Source organism: Dactylosporangium sp. CA-233914 (genome assembly GCF_050942935.1).
Lineage (GTDB): Bacteria > Actinomycetota > Actinomycetes > Mycobacteriales > Micromonosporaceae > Dactylosporangium.
This window is the reverse complement of the sequence record NZ_CP192030.1, coordinates 5,394,620-5,413,580: the sequence shown is the minus strand read 5'-3', so window position 1 is coordinate 5,413,580 and position 18,961 is coordinate 5,394,620. Positions and strand designations below refer to the sequence as shown.

19 protein-coding genes are annotated in these 18,961 nt (G+C 74.2%); 15 read left to right on the top strand and 4 right to left on the bottom strand.

The window, feature by feature from the left end; genetic code table 11:
* The first annotated feature begins 129 nt into the window (after positions 1-129).
* The 4 genes from ACQPY0_RS23840 to ACQPY0_RS23825 all read left to right on the top strand — a co-directional run bounded on the left by ACQPY0_RS23840 (position 130) and on the right by ACQPY0_RS23825 (position 6,700).
* The gene (locus tag ACQPY0_RS23840; RefSeq protein ID WP_432992644.1) at positions 130-618 is read left to right on the top strand and encodes a hypothetical protein; all 489 of its coding nucleotides are present in this window, start codon (positions 130-132) and stop codon (positions 616-618) included.
* Between the two features lie 64 nt (positions 619-682).
* Positions 683-4,312: a BTAD domain-containing putative transcriptional regulator gene (locus ACQPY0_RS23835; protein ID WP_432992641.1), complete on the top strand. Its 3,630-nt coding sequence runs from the start codon at positions 683-685 to the stop codon at positions 4,310-4,312.
* A gap of 58 nt (positions 4,313-4,370) precedes the next feature.
* A complete protein-coding gene (locus ACQPY0_RS23830) occupies positions 4,371-5,717 on the top strand; it encodes an FAD-binding oxidoreductase (RefSeq protein ID WP_432992638.1) in 1,347 nt (448 codons plus the stop codon).
* 38 nt (positions 5,718-5,755) lie between these two features.
* Positions 5,756-6,700: an acyl-CoA desaturase gene (locus ACQPY0_RS23825; RefSeq protein ID WP_432992635.1), complete on the top strand. Its 945-nt coding sequence runs from the start codon at positions 5,756-5,758 to the stop codon at positions 6,698-6,700.
* A 15-nt stretch (positions 6,701-6,715) separates the two neighbouring features.
* Here ACQPY0_RS23825 and ACQPY0_RS23820 read toward each other — a convergent pair whose 3' ends face one another.
* Complete coding sequence (locus ACQPY0_RS23820; RefSeq protein WP_432992632.1) at positions 6,716-7,291, bottom strand: hypothetical protein; 576 nt, start codon at positions 7,289-7,291, stop codon at positions 6,716-6,718.
* A 75-nt stretch (positions 7,292-7,366) separates the two neighbouring features.
* On the opposite strand from ACQPY0_RS23820, the gene ACQPY0_RS23815 reads away from it, so the two are divergent.
* The 9 genes from ACQPY0_RS23815 to ACQPY0_RS23775 all read left to right on the top strand — a co-directional run bounded on the left by ACQPY0_RS23815 (position 7,367) and on the right by ACQPY0_RS23775 (position 15,550).
* Complete coding sequence (locus ACQPY0_RS23815; RefSeq protein WP_432992629.1) at positions 7,367-7,810, top strand: DUF2004 domain-containing protein; 444 nt, start codon at positions 7,367-7,369, stop codon at positions 7,808-7,810.
* Between the two features lie 46 nt (positions 7,811-7,856).
* A complete protein-coding gene (locus ACQPY0_RS23810; protein ID WP_432992626.1) occupies positions 7,857-9,011 on the top strand; it encodes a winged helix DNA-binding domain-containing protein in 1,155 nt (384 codons plus the stop codon).
* Positions 9,008-9,841 carry a hypothetical protein gene (locus ACQPY0_RS23805; RefSeq protein ID WP_432992623.1) on the top strand — a complete coding sequence of 278 codons (834 nt, stop codon included), beginning with the start codon at positions 9,008-9,010 and terminating at the stop codon, positions 9,839-9,841. Before ACQPY0_RS23810 ends, ACQPY0_RS23805 begins: the two co-directional genes overlap by 4 nt.
* 112 nt (positions 9,842-9,953) lie before the next feature.
* Positions 9,954-10,103, top strand: a complete 150-nt coding sequence (locus tag ACQPY0_RS23800) for a hypothetical protein (protein WP_432992620.1) — start codon at positions 9,954-9,956, stop codon at positions 10,101-10,103.
* Between the two features lie 83 nt (positions 10,104-10,186).
* Positions 10,187-11,326: an NAD(P)/FAD-dependent oxidoreductase gene (locus tag ACQPY0_RS23795; RefSeq protein ID WP_432992617.1), complete on the top strand. Its 1,140-nt coding sequence runs from the start codon at positions 10,187-10,189 to the stop codon at positions 11,324-11,326.
* A gap of 42 nt (positions 11,327-11,368) precedes the next feature.
* The gene (locus ACQPY0_RS23790; RefSeq protein ID WP_432992614.1) at positions 11,369-12,898 is read left to right on the top strand and encodes a DUF1996 domain-containing protein; all 1,530 of its coding nucleotides are present in this window, start codon (positions 11,369-11,371) and stop codon (positions 12,896-12,898) included.
* A gap of 92 nt (positions 12,899-12,990) precedes the next feature.
* The gene (locus ACQPY0_RS23785) at positions 12,991-13,602 is read left to right on the top strand and encodes a hypothetical protein (protein ID WP_432992611.1); all 612 of its coding nucleotides are present in this window, start codon (positions 12,991-12,993) and stop codon (positions 13,600-13,602) included.
* A gap of 77 nt (positions 13,603-13,679) precedes the next feature.
* The gene (locus ACQPY0_RS23780; protein WP_432992608.1) at positions 13,680-14,879 is read left to right on the top strand and encodes a sensor histidine kinase; all 1,200 of its coding nucleotides are present in this window, start codon (positions 13,680-13,682) and stop codon (positions 14,877-14,879) included.
* Entirely contained in the window at positions 14,876-15,550 is a 675-nt protein-coding gene (locus ACQPY0_RS23775; protein ID WP_432992605.1) for a response regulator, read from the top strand. The genes ACQPY0_RS23780 and ACQPY0_RS23775 overlap by 4 nt, the downstream gene beginning before the upstream one ends.
* A 48-nt stretch (positions 15,551-15,598) precedes the next feature.
* On the opposite strand, the gene ACQPY0_RS23770 is transcribed toward ACQPY0_RS23775, so the two are convergent.
* Both ACQPY0_RS23770 and ACQPY0_RS23765 read right to left on the bottom strand, forming a co-directional pair.
* The gene (locus tag ACQPY0_RS23770) at positions 15,599-16,474 is read right to left on the bottom strand and encodes a phosphotransferase family protein (protein ID WP_432992602.1); all 876 of its coding nucleotides are present in this window, start codon (positions 16,472-16,474) and stop codon (positions 15,599-15,601) included.
* Positions 16,475-16,550: 76 nt separating this feature from the next.
* On the bottom strand, positions 16,551-16,913 hold the full coding sequence (locus ACQPY0_RS23765; protein WP_432992599.1) for a PPOX class F420-dependent oxidoreductase: 363 nt from the start codon (positions 16,911-16,913) through the stop codon (positions 16,551-16,553).
* An 89-nt stretch (positions 16,914-17,002) separates the two neighbouring features.
* Between ACQPY0_RS23765 and ACQPY0_RS23760 the strand changes: the two genes are divergently transcribed.
* Positions 17,003-17,458 (top strand): winged helix-turn-helix transcriptional regulator, encoded by a 456-nt coding sequence (locus ACQPY0_RS23760; protein WP_432992596.1) that lies wholly within the window; start codon positions 17,003-17,005, stop codon positions 17,456-17,458.
* Positions 17,455-18,225 (top strand): SDR family NAD(P)-dependent oxidoreductase, encoded by a 771-nt coding sequence (locus ACQPY0_RS23755; RefSeq protein ID WP_432992593.1) that lies wholly within the window; start codon positions 17,455-17,457, stop codon positions 18,223-18,225. The genes ACQPY0_RS23760 and ACQPY0_RS23755 overlap by 4 nt, the downstream gene beginning before the upstream one ends.
* Here the strand turns inward: ACQPY0_RS23755 and ACQPY0_RS23750 are convergent.
* Positions 18,222-18,917 carry an SDR family oxidoreductase gene (locus ACQPY0_RS23750; RefSeq protein ID WP_432992590.1) on the bottom strand — a complete coding sequence of 232 codons (696 nt, stop codon included), beginning with the start codon at positions 18,915-18,917 and terminating at the stop codon, positions 18,222-18,224. The genes ACQPY0_RS23755 and ACQPY0_RS23750 overlap by 4 nt on opposite strands.
* Positions 18,918-18,961 lie beyond the last annotated feature (44 nt).

The following is an 18,961-nucleotide window of genomic DNA, read 5'->3' as shown; positions in this document are numbered from 1 at the left end:
TCACGATGCCGCGCCGGCCGCTCAACCTCGCGGAGCTGGCCGAGCGGGGTTTGCCATCACCCGATCGTGGTAACTTTGAGTAGTCGCGATCATGCAAGAAGCAACGAGGCAAGCAGTAATGAGGTTGGAATGTCGATCACTCCGATAGCGCCGGCCACACCGACCACGCTGACCACGGCGACGGCCACCGGCGCCGCTGGGACGCCGACCGCGCGGGACATGCAGCAGCGGCTGCAGGACGAGCGCTCCCAGCAGGAGCGGCTGGCCCAGCAGCACCTCGACGACCAGCGGGTGCAGCAGCAGCGCACCGACGAGCTGCACCAGGCCGACCAGCAGACCGCGCTCCAGCAGCACGACCAGCGCACACAGGACGTGCAGCAGTACAGCGACCAGCACAACCAGCTGCAGCAGCAGCGCCTGGCCGACCAGCGCCTCGACGACCAGCGCGCCGCGCAGCAGCAGCGCCTCGACGACCAGCAGCGCATCCAGCAGCAGCTGCAGCTGGAGGACCAGCTGCGGCAGCGGGCCGAGGAGTCCCGGGCCAACTTCGACGCCATCGCGCAGCGGCGGCTGCAGACCACGGCGTTGTTCAGCGGCCGTTTGGACGTCTATCTCTGACCCTTTCGGTGACCCGTCGGCACGATATGTTGTCTGCTCAGCCTGAGCAGGGAGCGTGTGCGGGGTGGAGCTGTCGATCAGCGTCCTGGGCGACCTCACCGCCACACTGGGCGGCGACCTCGTCGACCTCGGCGGGCGCCGGCAACGCGCGGTCCTGGCGGTGCTGGTCCTGCACCGCGGCGACATCGTGCCGACCGACCGGCTCATCGACTGCGTCTGGGGTGACCGGCCGCCCGGCGACGCCCCGGGCGCCCTGCAGGCCTACATCTCGCACCTGCGGCGGCGGCTCGAGCCCGGCGCCACCGCGCGGTCGCGCGGCAACGTCATCGCCAGCCGCCCGCCCGGCTACACGGTGGTGCTCGACCCCGACGCGGTCGACGCGTGGTGCTTCGACGCCGCCGTGGCCGAGGCCTCGCGGCTCCCCCGGCGTTACGCCGAGCGGCGCGACCTGCTCAGCGACGCGCTGCGGCTGTGGCAGGGGCCGGCATACGCGGAGTACGCCGACGAGCCCTGGGCGCAGGCGGAGGCGGCGCGCCTCGGTGAGCTGCGCGAGGTCGCCCGCGAGGAGGTGCTGGCCGCCCGGCTCGCGCTGGGCGAGAGTGCCGTGCTCGTTCCCGAGCTGGAGGCGCTCGTCGCCGATCAGCCGCTGCGGGAGAAGCGGTGGCGGCTGCTGGTGCTGGCGCTGTACCGGGCGCATCGGCAGGGCGACGCGCTCGGCGCGCTGCGGCGGGCCCGGCAGACGCTCTCGGAGCAGCTGGGAGTCGATCCGGGGCCGGCGCTGCGGGCGCTGGAGCAGGAGGTGCTCGCGCAGGCGCCGAGCCTGGAGCAGCTCGAGCCCGGCGAATCCGTGGACGTCGGCGACGAGGCATCCGGTGGGGGATCCCCGGCCCAGCCGCGCCCGGGGGCCTCGCCATACGGGGGCGAGCCGGGGCCGGAGGGCACGCTGAGCGTCGGGGCTTCTCGCGGTACAACTTCGTCCGCTTTGAAAAACGGCGGCCGGGAACAGCTCGTCGACCGCGCACGGGAGGTCGGCACGCTGCGGGACGCCGTGCGCGAGGCGTTCGACGGGACCGCCCGGTTCGTGCTGATCGAGGGGCCGGCCGGGATCGGCAAGAGCCGGCTGCTCACCGAGGCGCGGCGGATCACCGCCGGGCACGGGGCGCTCACGCTCACCGCCCGCGGCAGCCAGCTGGAGAAGGAGTTCGGCTTCGGCGCGGCGCGGCAGCTGTTCGAGGAGCTGCTCATCGACCCCGCGCGGCGCGAGCGGCTGCTGGCCGGCGCCGCCGCCTCGGCGACCGCGGTCTTCGACCTCACCCACGAGGCGCACACCCGCGGCGACCACACGTTCGCGGCGCTGCACGGGCTGTTCTGGCTCACCGCCAATGCCGCCGCCGCGCAGCCGGTCGCGATCGTCGTCGACGACCTGCAGTGGTGCGACACCGGGTCGCTGCGCTTCCTCGCCTACCTCGTGCGCCGCCTGGAGGGGCTGCCCGTGCTCGTGGTCGCGACGCTGCGCACCGGCGAGGCGTACGACGACGAGGCCCTGGTGGCCGAGCTGCAGCTCGACCCGGCCACGGTCACCGTGCAGCCCGGCCCGCTGACCCGCGCCGGCGTCGCCGACCTGGTGCGCGACGGGCTCGGCGACGGGGCCGAGGCCGCGTTCGTCGACGCCTGCCACCGCACCACCTCGGGCAACCCGCTGCTGCTGCGCCAGCTGCTGCGGGCGCTGGAGGCCGGCGGCGTCCGCCCGACCGGGGTGCACGCCGGGACGGTCACCGCGATCGGGTCCCGGGCCGTGTCCAGCATGGTGCTGTTCCGGCTGCGGCAGATGCCGGCCGACAGCACCGCGGTCGCCCGGGCCATCGCGGTCCTCGGCGACGGCGCCGGGCTGCCCACCGTCGCCGCGCTCGCCGGGGTGGCCGAGCCGGCGGCGGCGCTCGCGGTGGCGGCGCTGGCCCGGGCCGAGGTGATCCGGCACGAGTACCCGATCGGCTTCGTGCACCCCCTCGTGCGCGACGCGGTGTACCAGGACCTGCCGCCCGGCGAGCGGCAGCTGCAGCACGAGCGGGCCGCCCGGGCACTGGCCGGCGCCGCGCCGGAGCAGATCGCCGCGCACCTGCTGCAGATCCCCGAGCGCGGCGAGGCTTGGGTCGTCGAGGTGCTGCGCGCCGCGGCCGGCACCGCGATGCGCCGCGGCGCGCCCGACGGAGCCGCCACCTACCTGCGCCGCGCCCTCGCCGAGCCGCCGCAGGCCGAGCTGCGCCCCGCCGTGCTCGTCGCGCTCGGCCAGGTCGAGCTGCTGCTGGACGGGCGGGCGGCGATCGCGCACCTGCGCGAGGCCTACGACGACCCGGCCACGGACCCGGCGACCTTCGCGGCCGTGGCCCGGATGCTGCTGCACACGCTGATCTTCGCCGGGCCGGAGGGCAACGCGCCCGCGTTCGCCCGGCAGGCCTCGGCCCGCCTCGCCGACGGGTTCGTCGACGAACGCCAGGCGCTGACGGCGCTGGAGCGGATGGCGGCGTACATGTACAGCGGCGACGCCTTCGTGGCGGGCGAGCTCACCACCGAGATCACCGGCGACGGGCTCGGGGCGCGGATGCTCGCCGCGTGCCGGGCGTGGGAGCTGTGCGCGCGGGGCGAGGACCTCGCCGAGGCCGTGCGGCTGGCCCGGTTCTCCCTCGACGCGGGAGTGCTGCTGGACGGCGACCCGGGCCTGTTCTGGGTCGTCTCCGCCGTGATGCTGGAGAACGCCGACGCCGACGCCGGGACGATCTGGGACGACAGCCTCGCCCTGGGCCACACCCGCGGCTCGCTGTTCACCGTGCTCGCCGCGCACCTGTGGACCGGCTGGCGGGACTGGCAGCGCGGGGACCTGCCCGAGGCCGCGTACCGCCTGGCCACCGCCAACGACCAGAACCTGGCCTGGGGCGGGGTGCCGACCCTGGGCATCGCCTACGGCGAGGCCTGCCTCATCCGCACCCTCGTCGACCAGGGCCGCCTGGCCGAGGCCCGCGCCTACTACGACGAGCACGCCGCCCGGCCGCGGGTCGGCGACGGGATCCGGCTGTTCGGCCAGGCGCACGCGTACCTGCTCATGGCTGAGGGCCACCCCGCCGAGGCTCTGGCCGTGCTGCCGGCCGGGGGCCCGCGGGGCAACCCGCAGTGGTTCGAGGAGCGCAGCCTGCGCGCGATGGCCCTGGCGGGCCTCGGCCGCACGGCGGAGGCGCTGGCCGAGGCCGAGGCCGACCTGGCCGGCATGCGCCGCTGGGGCAGCCGGCGGGCGGTGGGCCGGGCGCTGCGCCTGGCCGGCGAGCTCGGGCGGGACGAGGCGCGGCTGCGCGAGGCGGTCGAGCTGCTCGCCGGCACCGAGGCCCGGCTGGAGCACGCGCGGGCGCTGCTCGCGCTCGGCCGGGTGACCGGCGAGGACGCCGACCTGCTCCACGAGGCGCTCAAGCGGGCCGAGGAGTGCGGGGCGCTCGGCCTGCGCGCCGAGGTCGCCGCCGAGTTGACCGCGCGGGGCGAGCACGTGCCGGCCGAGCCGCCGGTCCAGCTCACCACCGGCGAGCGGCGGGTGCTCGCGCTCGCCGACGGCGGGGCCGACGAGCGGGAGATCGCGCAGGCGCTGTTCGTCACCCCGCACGCGATCCGCGCCACCCTGGCCGCGGCCCGGCGCAAACTGACGCCCGGCTGACAGTTGGGCTCAGGTCGCACGCAAGTGCGCCCCAACCGGGTCCGGGCATCGTCTTGGCATGACCACGATCGAATCCTCACTGCGCGGCCTGTGCGGCGGCGCTGTACACCTTCCCGGTGACCCCGGCTACGACGCCGCCCGCACGCCCTGGAACGTCGCCGTCGACCTGCGCCCGGCCGCCGTCGCCTACCCGGGCGACGCCGCCGAGGTCGCGGGCCTCGTGCGCGCCGCCTCGGCCGCCGGCCTGCGCATCGCCCCGCAGGGCACCGGCCACAACGCGGCCCCGCTCGGTCCGCTCGACGACGTGGTGCTGCTGCGCACCTCGGCGATGACCGGCGTCACGATCGACCCGGTGCGCCGCACCGCCCGCGCGGAGGCCGGCGCCCTGTGGATCGACGTCGTCGAGGCCGCCGCGCCGCACGGGCTCGCCGCGCTGCACGGCTCCTCCCCCGACGTCGGCGTCGTCGGGTACTCCCTCGGCGGCGGCATCGGCTGGTACTCGCGCGAGCACGGCCTGCAGACCAACAGCGTGACCGCGTTCGAGCTGGTCACCGCGGCCGGGGAGCTGGTGCGCGCCGACGAGCGGCACGAGCCGGACCTGTTCTGGGCCCTGCGCGGCGGCGGCGGCAACTTCGGCGTCGTCACGGCCGTGGAGTTCGACCTGCTCCCCATCAGCACCGTCCACGCCGGCTGGCTGGTGTGGGACTGGCGCGAGGCCGCCCGGGTTCTGCCGGTCTGGGCCGACTGGGCGCTCTCGGCCCCCGACCACGTCACCACCTCGGCGCGGCTGCTGCAGCTCCCGCCGCTGCCGGTGATCCCGGAGGTCTTCCGCAACCGCCAGCTGCTCGTCGTCGACGGCGCCGTCCTCGGCGACCCGGGCGTGCTCGCGCCGCTGCAGGCGCTGCGCCCGGAGCTCGACACGTTCGCCCAGGTCCCCGCGGCAACCCTGGGCCGCCTGCACATGGACCCGGAGGGCCCGACCCCCGCGATCGACCGGGCCGCCATGCTGTCCTCGCTGTCCAGCGCGTCCATCGACGCGCTGCTCAGCGTGGCCGGCCCGGACTCCGGCACCTCGCTGCTGGTCGCCGCGGAGCTGCGCCAGCTCGGCGGCGCCCTGGGCCGCCCGGCCCCGCGCCACGGCGCCCTGCCGCAGCTCGACGCCGACTTCGCCCTGTTCACCTGCGGCATCGCCGCGACCCCGGAGATGGGCGCGGCCGCGCTCGCCGACACGACCCGCGTCGTGGACGCGATGCGGCCGTGGGCGAGCGGGCGGGAGTACCTCAACTTCGCCGGGACGAAGGTCGACACCAGCACCGCGTTCTCCGCCGCCGCCTGGCAGCGCCTGCGCGCGATCCGGCAGGCGTTCGACCCGGCCGGGGCGTTCCTGGCGAATCACGTCATCTGAACGTCGTGGGCTGGCATCCTGCTCGCGGGGTGCCAGCCATGACCGTCGTCTACGGTGCGGCCATGACCACGGCGGTGAAGCCCCTGATCGGCCGCAAGCGCCCCATCCCGGCGCACGTCGCGGTCTACGCGTTCGTCATCATCCCGTTCCTCGCGCTGCTCGCGGCCGTCCCGATCGCCTGGGGCTGGGGCCTGGCGTGGCTGGACGTCATCCTGGCCGCCGCGTTCTACACGGTGACGTGCCTCGGCGCGACGGTCGGATTTCACCGGTACTTCACCCACGGCGCCTTCAAGGCCAAGCGCGCCCTGCGCATCGCCCTGGCGGTGGTCGGCAGCATGGCCGTACAGGGCCCGATCCTGCACTGGGTCGCCGACCACCGCCGCCATCACGCGTTCGCCGACAAGGAGGGCGACCCGCACTCCCCCTGGCTGTTCGGCACCGGCCCGGTGGCGCTGGTCCGCGGCTTCTGGCACGCCCACCTGGGCTGGGTCCTGGACCGCGACCTGACCAACCAGGAGCGCTTCGTCCCGGACCTGCTGGCCGACCGCGACATCCGCGTGATCCACCGCCTCTTCGGCCCGCTGACCATCGTCACCCTGGCCGCCCCGGCCGTGCTGGGCGGCCTGATCTCCTGGTCCTGGCAGGGCGCCGTGACCGCGTTCTTCTGGGCCGGGCTCGTCCGCGTGACGGCCCTGCACCACGTGACCTGGTCGGTGAACTCGGTCTGCCACATGATCGGCGACCGCCCCTTCACGGCCCGCGACCGCTCGGCGAACTTCTGGCCGCTGGCGATCCTGAGCATGGGCGAGTCCTGGCACAACCTGCACCACGCCGACCCGACCTCCGCCCGCCACGGGGTGCTGCGCGGCCAGATCGACATCTCGGCGCGCACGATCTGGCTGTTCGAGAAGCTGGGCTGGGCGTGGGACGTCCGCTGGCCCACGCCCCAGCGCCTGGCCCGCATCACCGCCGCCGCGGCCTGACCGCCCGCCCGGCCGCTACGAGGCGGCCCGGGCCATCGCGGCGCTGCCCAGGCCGTTGAGCGTGGTCAGGTCCGCGGCGCCGTACAGCGAGTCGGACATCATCACCACCACGACGTAGCAGCCGGCCGCGGCGGCGAAGTACCCGACGTAGCGGTCGCCCTCGTCGTACGTGCCGAGGAACAGCACCATGTCCGGGCCCATGTGGTCCTCGGCCACCGGGTCGAAGCCCTCCTGGTCGCCGCCCACGCCGCAGCGGGCCAGCTGCGCCTTGAGCTCGTCGATGTAGGCGCGGGCGCCACCGGCCCCGCGGTAGCGGGCCACGTTCTCGTAGACGCGCAACCGTGTCCCGAGGTCGCCCGCCTGCGTGCGGCTCGCCACCGGCCGCGGCACCGGCGCGTCCGCGCACGGCTGCGGCAGCAGCGGCCAGGTCAGTCCGTCCTCCACGGGGCCCGGGACCGAGCCGCCGAGATCCTCGGGCTGCAGCATGAGCCGGTCCGCGATGCCCCGTGGCCGGGTCTGCGCCGACGCCGGCGCGGCCGCCGACACCAGCACTGTGAGCACGGCCGTCAACACCATCAGTGTCCTTCGCATGGGCATCATCCTGCCCATCGCCCGCAGCCGATGGATGCGCCGAGATACCCGGCTGCGGCTGAGTATCCTCACCCGGTGGAGCTTGAGTGTGTGTGGGAGGGCGCCGCCCGGCTGGACGGCCGCGACGTCGAGGTCGGCCTCTGGTCCGCCGGGGCGACGGGGCCGCCGCCGCTGGCCGTGGTCGAGCACTTCATCGCCGGTGTGGCCGGGTTCGACCGGATCGCGCGGGCGGCCATGCTCGAGGAGTCCCACGGCGAGGAGTCCGCGATGCGCGACTACCTCGACCACCACCGCGAGGACCTCGACCCGGAGGCGATGACCGCCGCCATCGGCACCGCGACGACCGACGCGGCGTCGCTGCTCACGCGGATGCGCCTGGTGTCGATCGGGCTGTACCCGGGCGACCCCGTCCACCGCGCGGTGTTCGACTACACCACCGGCCGCGAGTTCACCGACAACCTCATCGCGGTCCGGTTCGACGCCCACGACGCCGTCACCGGGATCGCCATGGAGAGCTGATCGCGATGTTTGGGCAGCGTGTGGCACTATTCTTCGGGTGCGCCACGTGTCCGACGACGAACGCCGAGCCCGGCTCGCCGTCCGGCACGCCCTCGCCCCGGCGGCCCGCGCGGGCTCCCCGGAGGGCGTGGCCCGGGCGCTGACGGCGCTGCACGCCACCGAGCCCGCGACGGTGCACCTCGCCTGCCTTGCCCGCGGGGACTCGCTCACCGTCGCCGACGTCGACCGCGCGCTGTACGCCGACCGCAGCCTGGTCAAGCAGCTGGCGATGCGCCGAACATTGTTCGTGTTCCCGCGCGACCTGCTGCCCGCCGTGTGGCCCAGCGCCTCGGCCCGGGTCGCGGCGAACGAGCGGGCCCGCATGGCCAAGGACCTCGTCCGGGCGGGCCTGGCCACCGACGGCGGCGCGTGGCTGGACCGCGCCCGCGCCGAGGTGCTCACGGCGCTGGCCGGCGCGCCGGACGGGCTCACGGCGGGCGAGATCCGCCGGGCCGTGCCACTGATCGACGTGAAGGTCACCGTCACGCCGACCGACCCCTGGTCGGCGTCGCGGGTGCTCACGCTGCTCGGCGCGAACGCGGACATCATGCGGAGCGTGAACACCGCCCGCTGGTTCACCGCCCGTCCCCGGTGGACGCTGACGCGGCACTGGCTGGGCCCGGCCGGCGATCTGCCGCCGGCCGCCGAGGGCTACCGCGAGATCGTGCGGCGCTGGCTGCGCTCGTTCGGGCCCGGCACCGAGGACGACCTCACGTGGTGGCTGGGCGCGACGAAGACGGTCGTGCGCAAGTCCCTCGCGGACCTCGGCGCGGTCCCGGTGGCCCTGGACGGCGGGAGCACCGGCTGGCTGCTGCCCGACGACCTCGACGAGGTGCCCGACCCCGGCCCGTGGGCGGCGCTGCTGCCGGTGCTCGACCCGACGGTGATGGGCTGGCAGGGCCGCGACTTCTACCTCGGCGGGCACCGCGACGCGATCATCGACCGCCGCGGCAACGCCGGCACCACCGCGTGGGCCGACGGCCGGGTGGTGGGCGCCTGGGTCCAGGACGAGACCGGGGTCGTCCGGGTTCGTTTGCTCGCAGCGGTACCACCGGATGCCCGCCGCCGCGTCGAGTCCGAGGCCGAGCGGCTCACGGCCCGGCTGGCCGGCGAGCGGGTGCCGACGGCCTACCTGTCCCCCGCGATGAGAGGTGACGCGTGAAGACCCTCCGCTTCGCCCTGCGGCGCGCCTTCATCGACGGCGGCCGGTGCAGCGTGCCGGCCGAGTGCACCGGCCCCCGCGTCACGGTGGTGCTGGAGCACCGCGACCGCGGCACGTCGCCCGAGCACCGGACGTTCGAGGCGGAGCTTGAGGGTTCGCAGGTAACCGGCATCGAGTGGCCGCCCGACGTCCGCCCCGGCATCCTGGTCACCGTCGCCTGGCACCCGGTCCGGCGTGAGCTCGTCGTGCGCACCACGCCCCTCGACGAGCCGCTGCGGGTCGACGGCGTGGACTACTTCCACGAGTACGACCCGAAGGTCGCCACCCACGAGGCCGCCCCCGGCAACTCCAACCGCGGCAAGGTCCTGCACGCCGTGCGCCGCCTGGGCCGCCTCTTCGACGACGGCAGCGCCCTGTTCCCCGAGGCGGACCTGGCCGGCCGCGGCGGCCTGGGCCGGGGCACGCGCGGGGCGTTCCTGCTGCGCAACGCCGTCGACCAGCTCATCCGCGAAGGCTTCGTGACCCGCGTGCCCGGCAGCGTCGACGCCGGCGGCCGCCCGTCCTACCCGGCGGTGCCGGGCGAGGAGCCGGCGGAGATGCTGCTCTACGCCCCCCTGGTCGAACCGGCCCCGCTCGGCGACGACGACCACGATCCGTCCGACCGGCGCGAGCACTGGGTCAACGGCTTCATCCGCAAGCTGCCGCCCGGCGCCCAGCCGTCGGAGCGCCAGCTTTCCATGTACCAGCAGGCCGTCGACAACGAACTGATCGACGAGGGCCAACTGGCACCGGGGTACACCTACGTCAAGAAGCACCACCGCAACGGCTGAACCGTGACGTCAGGGCGGGCGTCTGAACCGCCGCTTCACGCGGTGACCCGAGGCCGGATCACCACACCCGGGCGCGGACGCCGTCGAGTTCGGCGACGGCACCGTCGTCGTGGTGACGGTGGGCGGCATCGGCAAGGGCACCCGGATCGAGTACGACAAGCTGCAGACCTACACGCTGCGCGAGCGCGACGGCCGCTACGAGTGCGTCGCGTTCCAGAACACCGAAATGAGCCGCCGCGCGCGCAAGGCCTACAACGGCTGAGCGTGTGGCGAAGGTGGGGAGGTTCGGGGCGGGTCGCGTGCAACCCGTCGACCTCGCGTCGCGGCGCACCTAGCTTCGAGGGCGTGCTGAATGTCGATGTGCTGGTGGTGGGGGCAGGGCTGGCCGGGCTGCAGACCGCGCGGCTGCTCGCGCGGCGCGGGCTGGACGTCGTGGTCGTGGACCGGCGGCGGGAGCTGACCGCCGGGATTCGCACGACCGGGATCTTCGTGCGGCGCACGCTCCAGGATTTCGCGCTTCCCGGACACCTGCTGGGGCCCGGGGTCCGGGACGTGATGCTGTACCCGCCGTCGCGGCGCAACCCGGTCCGGCTGCGCAGCGAGCGGGACGAGTACCGCGTCGCCGACATGCCGGGCGTGTACGAGCACGCGCGGCGGATCGCCGAGGCCGCCGGGGCACGGGTCCTGCTCGGGGTGCGGTACCCGGAGCAGACCCGGCACATCAGGGCACGGTTCGTCGTCGGGGCGGACGGGGCGCGCTCGCGGGTGGCGCGGGAGCTCGGGCTCGGCGTGAACCGGCGGATGCTGGTCGGGGCCGAGCTCGTGCACCCGATCGCGTCCGGCACCACCGAGCCCGCGTTCCACTGCGTGCTCGATCCGCGGGTCGCGCCCGGATACCTCGCCTGGGTCATCGACGACGGCCGGCACGCGCACGTCGGGGTGGCCGGGTACCCGGAGGCGATGCGGGCCGGGGTCCGGCACCTGCTCGACGAGTTCGCGCCCGGCGCGCCCGGCCGGGCCGTGCCGACCGGCCCGGTCGAGCGGCGCGGCGGGCCGATCCCGGTCGGCGGGGTGCTGCGGGACCTGGCCTGCCCGCGGGGGCTGCTCGTCGGGGACGCCGCCGGGGCGGTCTCGCCGCTGACCGCCGGCGGGCTCGACCCGTGCCTGCGCATGTCGGAGCTGGCGGCGGCGGTGACGGAGGCGTACCTGCGCACCGGGGACGTGCGGGCGCTGCGGCGCTACGACGGCGGGGCGCTGCGGGCGCGCTTCCGCGGGCGGCTGCTGCTACGCGGGCTGTTCGCCGGGGTCCGCTCGCCCGCGGCCGCCGAGGGCGCGGTGGCGCTGCTGCGCCGGGGTCCGGGCCGCAAAGCGGCCGCCCGGGTGCTGTTCGGGGACGGGTCCTTTCCGGATGTACCGCTGCGGCACGGCCCAGAGCTTGGGTCCCCGGCTGGGTCCTTGGGCCCAGGATCCGGGTACGCGGCGTGATTAGTGTCGGGGTCGCGTGCAGACCGACCCACAGGAGAACTGATGACCCTGTCCCTCCGACGCCTGCCCCGGTCCCGGCTGTTCATGCTGGCCGGCATCGCGGCGGCGCTCGCCGGCTTCCTCGGCTGGTTCGCCACCGGCGCGCTGCGCTCGGCCAGCGCCGACGCGGCCCCGCTGTCGCAGGGCAAGCCCGCCACGGCGTCCTCCAGCGAAGGGCGGGCCTTCCCCGCCTCGGCCGCGGTCGACGGCGACCCGAACAGCCGCTGGTCCAGCGCGTTCAGCGACCCGCAATGGCTGCAGGTCGACCTCGGCTCCCCGGCGTCGCTCAGCCGCGTGGTGCTCAACTGGGAGCGGGCCTACGCCACGGCCTACCAGATCCAGATCTCGACCGACGCCACCAACTGGACGACGGTGTACAGCACGACGACCTCGACCGGCGGCAAGCAGACGCTCACGGTGAGCGGCCTGGCGCGTTACGTGCGGATGTACGGCACCGCGCGGGCGAGCGGGTACGGCTACTCGCTGTACGAGTTCCAGGTCTTCGCCGGCAGCTCCGCCCCGGCGACGGCGACGGTGAACCCGCCCGGGAGCGCCGCGCCGTCAAGCGCTGGGCCGATTCCGACCGCAACGGGAACCACCGGAACCGGGCCCGGATCCGGCGGGACGGGCGGCTGGATCGACGCGCCCAACCCGGTGACGAACGTGAAGCCCTCGCACGAGGTACCGCCGAACAAGGGCGGTTTCCACGAGTTCCAGGCGAACTGCTCGGTCAGCCGGAGCAACCTCGGCGACGACCCGATCGTGTTCCCCGGCCTGCCGGGCGCGTCGCACATGCACACGTTCATGGGCAACACGACCACGAACGCGGCCTCGAGCATCGACTCGCTCGCCAAGGGGCAGACGACCTGCAAGGCCAAGGGTGACCTCTCGGCGTACTGGATGCCGACGCTCTACAACGGCGACGCCGCGGTGAACCCCGAGGGCCCGCAGGTCATCTACTACAAGACCGGCGTGACCGACTACCGCAGCGTGCGGCCGTTCCCGAAGGGCCTGCGCTTCGTCGTGGGCAACGCCAAGAACCTCGACGCGGACAAGTTCCTGGCCGCGACCGAGAAGGGCTTCGAGTGCGGCGACAGCTACGAGAACAAGAACATCCCGCTGAGCTGCCCGAGCGACCGCAGCGTCAAGCTCAACATCCGCTACCAGGCGCCCAGTGGCTGGGACGGGCGGCACCTGGACTCGCCGGACCACCAGAGCCACATGGCGTATCCGGTCGACTCGCACTCGGCCGCGGGCATGGTGTGCCCGGACGACCACCCGGTCGCCGTGCCGAAGCTCGAGTTCAAGATGGCGTGGCCGGTCAACGGTGACATGTCGAAGGTGCACTTCGCCTCCGGCGCCGGGCCGACGTTCCACTACGACTTCGTCAACGTGTGGGACGACCGGACCCTGGCCGCGATGATCAGCGGCTGCATCGTGGCGGCGCGGCAGTGCGACGCGCGGGGCCACGACGGGCGCGACGACCAGCAGCCGGCGCCGTACGTGCTCAACAACGACTACGTCCTGCCGTAACCCGCAACACCTCGCCGCAGCGCCGCCGTCGAACGTGACGGCGGCGCTTTGGCGTATTGTCGAGCGCGATCCGAGGGAGGGCGGCAGCGCACGTGACTGACGGCAGCCGGCCGGACCTGCTCCGCGCCTCGCCCGGGCCGCGGCGGCGCCGATCCGGGCAGTGGATCGGGGTGGCGGTGGTCGCCGTCGGCATCGCGGGCGCGGCCGTGGTCGTACCGCCGCTGATCACCCCAGATCGCGACAGAGCAGCGCCAGAACCGTCGAAGTCCCCCTCGGCCCGCACCACACGGCCGATCGTGAGCCAGGCGGCCCCGAGCCTCAGCGCCTCGTTCGCGCCGATCAGCATCCAGGCCGAGGACCCGAAGAACCAGATCACCGGCGGCGCGTCCGCGGTGGCGTGCAGGACGTGCCGGGGCGGGCAGCGGGTGCGGTACATGTGCGCCGAGTGCAGCCTCGTCGTCCACGCCACGCTGCCGGTCGCCGGGACCCGGACGATCACCGTGTACTACGAGGCCGACGGCGACCGCTCGCTCAAGGTGCGCATCAACGCGGCGGCGCCGCGGACCTTCCTCGTCAACGGGCCGCAGTGGACCGTGCCGCAGTCGCTCCGCTTCACCGCCGAGCTGCCGGCGGGGCCGGTGCAGCTCACGCTGTACAACGACCAGTCCCCCGCCCCGGACCTCGACGAGATCGCGATCGGCTGAATTAGGTCCTGATCAGCGCCGGCTCAAATCATGATTAAGGGGCAGGCCGGGCAGCCGCCGCCCGGTACCCTGCCACGGTGGTGAGTACCGACCGCGAGGTGGCCGCGGCCGCGCTGGCCCGCGCCGTGCTCATCGGCCGCGCGGTGGCCACGATGATCGCGGCGGCGGCCGGGCTGCTGCTGGTGGAGAACCGGTGGCGGGTCGTCGAGGTGCTGGCGCTGGTCGCCGCCGGCACGCTCGCCCAGCTCGGGGCGCTCGCCCGCTGGCCGCGGCTGGCCGCGCTGCCGGTCGCCGCGATCGCCGCCGACAGCGTCCTCGTCCTGGCGGTGCTGGCCCTGAGCCGGGGCGGCATCGCGTACTTCTGCTTCGCCGCCGGCGCGGGCGCGCTCGCCGGGGTGCTGCTCGGGCTGCGGGCGGTGCCGGTCTGGGTGGCGCACGCCGCGCTGAGCTTCGCCGTCGTCGCCGGGCTGCTGCGCCGCACCGACCCGCCGGCCGAGCTCACCGCGTTCGTCGTCGCCTTCCCCGTCGCCGGCGCCCTGGCCGGCCTGGGCATGTTCGTCGCGACCTCGGCGCTGACCCGCTACCTGGAGCTGTCCCGGCGGCTGGTCGCCTCGGCGCAGCGCTCGGCGGCCGCCTCCGAGCGGGCCCGGCTCGCCCGGGAGCTGCACGACTCGGTGACGAAGACGCTGCGGGGCGTGTCCCTGGCCGCGCTCGCGCTGCCGTCGTCCCTGCGCCGCCAGCCGGCCCTGGCCGAGCAGCTGGCGGGGACCGTCGCCGCCGGCGCCACCGCCGCCGCCCGGCAGGCCCGCGAGCTGCTGGAGGAGATGCGCCTGGACGCGCCGGACCGCGACTTCACCGCCGGCGTGCACGAGCTGCTGCAGGCCTGGAGCGGCTCGACGGGAATCCCGGTCCGGGCCGCGCTGGAGCCGGTGGACCCGCCGATCCACGTGGGGTACGAGCTGAACCGCATCATCCGCGAGGCGCTGTCGAACATCGCGAACCACTCCGGCGCCCGGCGGGTCTTCGTGCGCCTCGCCCAGACCCGGCGCGGGGCGCGGCTGGAGATCGCCGACGACGGCCGCGGCTTCGCGGTGCCGCGCGACCTGTCCCGGCTGCAGAGCGCCGGCCACTTCGGCATCGTCGGGATGGGCGAGCGGGCCCGCAACGCCGGCGGCGACCTGCGGGTCGAGTCGGCACCCGGCGCGGGGACGACCGTCACGGTCACCGTCGCGCTGGAGCACCACGCCGATCTCGTACCGCGGGTGCCCGCGTCGTGACCTGGCCCGCGGCCCCCGGGATCGGGGTGCTCATCGTCGATGACAACCCGATCGTCCGCGCCGCCCTGCGCGGCATCCTCGAAGGCGACGACGGCCTGCGGGTCCTCGCCGAGGCCGCCAACGGCCGCGAGGCGATCGCCGCCGCGCGCCGGCTGGGCCCGGCCGTGACGCTGCTGGATCACCGGATGCCGATCGCCGATGGGCTGTCGGTCATCGCCACGATCGCGCAGCACTCCGCGGTGCTCGTGCTGACCAGCGACGACGACGCGCAGCTGATCGCCGGGATGCTGCACCAGGGCGCGCGCGGGTACCTCGTGCACGGCGAGTTCGCCCCGCCGGAGCTGCTGCGGGCCGTGCGCGAGGTGGCCGGCGGGCGCGGCTGGCTCTCCCCCGTCGCGGCGTCGGTGGCCGCGTCGATGCTGCGCGACCAGAGCGCCCGCGACCGCGACGCCGAGCGCCGCCGCCGGGCCCGCACGCAGTTCGGGCTGACCGAGCGGGAGGAGGACGTGATGCACCTGCTGTGCCAGGGGCTGTCCAACGCCTCCATCGCCCGGCGGCTGATGCTCACCGAGAAGACGGTGAAGAACCACCTCAACCACGTCTTCGCCAAGCTGCAGGTGCGCAGCCGCACCGAGGCCGTCGTCCGGTGGAGCGACAACGGCCTGCGCTGAAACCGTCCGGCTACCGGCAGTGCGTGCGCCGCGCTCCACCCCGCTCCGTCACGCGACGATCTCCCGAATGTTCTTGACGGCGCGGCTGAAGTAGCGATGGCCGACGGGCCGGGTCAGCAGGTCGGCGAGCGAGTACAGATCCAGCGCCCGGCTCAGGCGCCTCCAGTTGCCGGGCAGCTCCCCGCCACCGTCCCGGAACCCGCCGATGAACCGCTCCTCGAACCCGCCGGGCCGCGGATCGCGCAGCATGTTGCCGACATCGAACAGCGGCGAGCCGCTGAACGCGAACTCCCAGTCGAGCACAGCCACGACCGCGTTCCCCGCGGACAGGAGGTTCTTCGGGTTGAAGTCGCCGTGAACCAGCCGCCGGCTTCCCCGCAGGACCTCCAGCTCGGGCTCGGCCTCCTCCGCGTGCTTGCGCAGCGCCCGCTGCTCGCCTGCGGTCAAGTGCCCGTCGGCGTTACCCCGCTCCAGGCACTGCTCGACGAACCGGGCGAGCCCGCTCACCGGCTCCATGCCGGGCGGTCCGGGTTCGAGCCACCCGTCACCGAAGAACCCCGGCCGCTCGAACTCCACGCTGCCGATCCTGGCGAGCGCGAGGCCGACCTCACGCGCCTCGCCGCCGGGCCGCCCTTCGACGTATGTCGACAGCAGCACCGGTTCGCCCGCGATCACCCCTGTCTCGTCGGCCGCGACCACCGCGGGGACCGGCACCGTCCCGGCGAGCCGGCGCGCGAGGGCCACCTCGACGGCACAGGAGCTCCTGCGCAGGTACCGCCGCAGCACGAACCGCCCGCCGTCGCTCATCCCGAGCACGACATTGTGGTTGCTGTACCCGCCTTCGAGCACCCGGGCGTGCCGAATCCGCGCGCCCGGCAACGCGACGCTCTCAACCCATTCCCGGATCGACGGTTCGAGGTCCAAGTCCTCAGTCCAGCCCGGTCTCGGCGGGCCGATGCACCAGGGGATGCTAAGCCACCCGCCGCACCGTCGGCCAGCGCTACACGGGCTCGATGAGCAGGACGATGCGCTCCTCGGCGCGGGAGTACGGGGCGCCGAGGTACTTCTGCGCGAGCTGGTCCACCACTGCCCAGGCCGGGTCGCCCTCCAGCCACTCGGTCACGCGGCCGCGGAGGATGATCGGCTGGAGCGGGTTGTCCGGTGGGGTCAGGGAGATCGCCACGCGCGGGTCGCGGCGCAGGTTGCGGGCCTTGCGGGACGCCGGGCCGGTCAGGATCGCGATGCGGTCCTCGTGCGTGCCGATCCACACCGGGACCGAGTGCGGGGCGCCGTCGGGCAGGACCGTGGCCAGGTGGGCGATCGGGGTGCCGTCGAGCACCTCGCGGACGTCCGGTTCCAGCATGACAACCTCCGTCGGAGTTCCTTCAAGAGACTCCGTGACCGTACCATCGTGCGTTCCTTGAGGGAACCCCGGGCGCTAGACTCGACCGCATGCAACGCACGGACTTCGGGGCCATGGCCTGCTCCATCGCGCGGACCCTCGACGTCGTCGGGGAGCCCTGGTCGCCGCTCATCCTGCGCGACGTCTGGGTCGGCATCCGGCAGTTCGAGCAGATCCAGGCCGACCTCGGCATCTCGCGCAAGGTGCTCACCGAGCGGCTGCACCACCTCGTCGAGCGGGGCGTCCTCGCGCGGCGGCCCTACGACTCGCGGCCGCGATACGAGTACGTGCTCACCGACAAGGGCACCGAGCTCGTCGACGTGCTCATCGTCATGGCCGGATGGGGCGACCGCTGGCTCGCCGGCGAGGCCGGGCCGCCGGTGCTGCACCGCCACCACGCCTGCGGGCAGGTCAGCACGGCGGAGCTCCGGTGCGCGCACTGCGGCGAGCCGATGCGTGCCGGGGACGTCGACGTGCTCCCCGGACCCGGTACCGTCAGTGAATGACCAACACCTATGCGAGCCCGGGGGCGCTCGACGGCAAGGCGTGCATCGTCACGGGGGCGGCTCAGGGCATCGGGCGCGGCATCGCGCAGGCGCTGACCGAACGCGGGGCCGCCGTACTGCTCGTGGACCACAACGCCGAGAAGCTCGAAGCGACCGCGAGTGAACTCAAGGCGACAGCGCTGGCGGCCGACATTCGCGAAGCGGACCAGCCGGAGCGGATCGTCGCCGCCGCGGTCGAGCACTTCGGGCGCCTCGACGTGCTCGTGAACAACGCGATCGCCACCCGCGCGGCGGCGAGCTTCCTCGAGCACAGCGACGAGGACTACGACCTGGTGTTCGACACCGGGCCGCGGGCCACGTTCCGGCTCATGAAGGCCGCGTTCCCGCACCTCGCGGCGAGCGGGAGCGGCTCGGTCGTCAACCTGGGATCGAGCGCGGGCACCGAGGGGCAGGCGGGCTGGGCCACGTACGCGGCGGCCAAGGAGGCCATCCGCGGCTTCTCCAAGGTCGCCGCGACCGAGTGGGGCGCCGCGAACGTGCGGGTCAACGTCGTGTGCCCGTTCGCGAACTCCGAGGGTGCACAGCTGTGGGAGCGCTTCGACCCCGACGGGTTCAACGCGGCGCTGGCCAAGGTGCCGCTGGGGCGGATCGGGGACACCCGCACCGACATCGGGGCGCTCGTGGCGTTCCTGGCCGGTGACGACGCGACGTACATCACCGGCCAGACCATCATGATCGACGGTGGTTGGGGCATGCACCGCATCTAGGAGACATAGAACTCCGACGGATCCTTGGCCAGGGACGCCTTCACCTGGGCGCTCCAGGTATCCGCCAGGACCTCCCAACGGCCGGCCTCGAGGCCGTCGAGGCCGGCCCGGACCACCTCGGCCGGGTCGGCCTTCTCGCCCTCGTAACCGGCCATCATGTCCGTGTCGGCGGCGCCCAGGTGCAGGCCGGTGACCTGGGTGCCCTGCCCGGCCAGCTCCAGCCGCACGCCGTTGGTCAGGCTCCACTCGGCGGCCTTCGCCACACCGTACGCGTTCGCGCCGTCGTAGGAGAACCACGACAGCGCCGAGAGGACGTTGAGGATCGCGCCGCCGCCGTGGGCGCCGAGGATCGGGGCGAAGGCGCGGGTCACGGCCAGCGTGCCGTAGAAGTGGGTGTCGAGCTCGCGGCGGATCTGGGTCATGTCGCCGCTGATGAGATTGGTGTACGTCGCGATGCCCGCGTTGTTCACCAGCAGCGTGACGTCGGATGCCCGTGCGGCCGCCGCGGCCACTTGCGAGGGGTCGGTGATGTCCAGGCGGAGGCGCTCGACGCCGGCGAGGTCGATGCGCTGCGGGTCGCGCGCGGTGGCGTACACCTTGGCGGCGCCGCGGGCGAGCAACTGCTGGGCGAAGTGGCGGCCGAGGCCGCGGTTGGCGCCGGTGACCAGCGCGACAGAGCCGTTGATCTGCATGCCGGCTACGCTAAAACCTGACGTTGACGTGAGGGGCAAGTGTG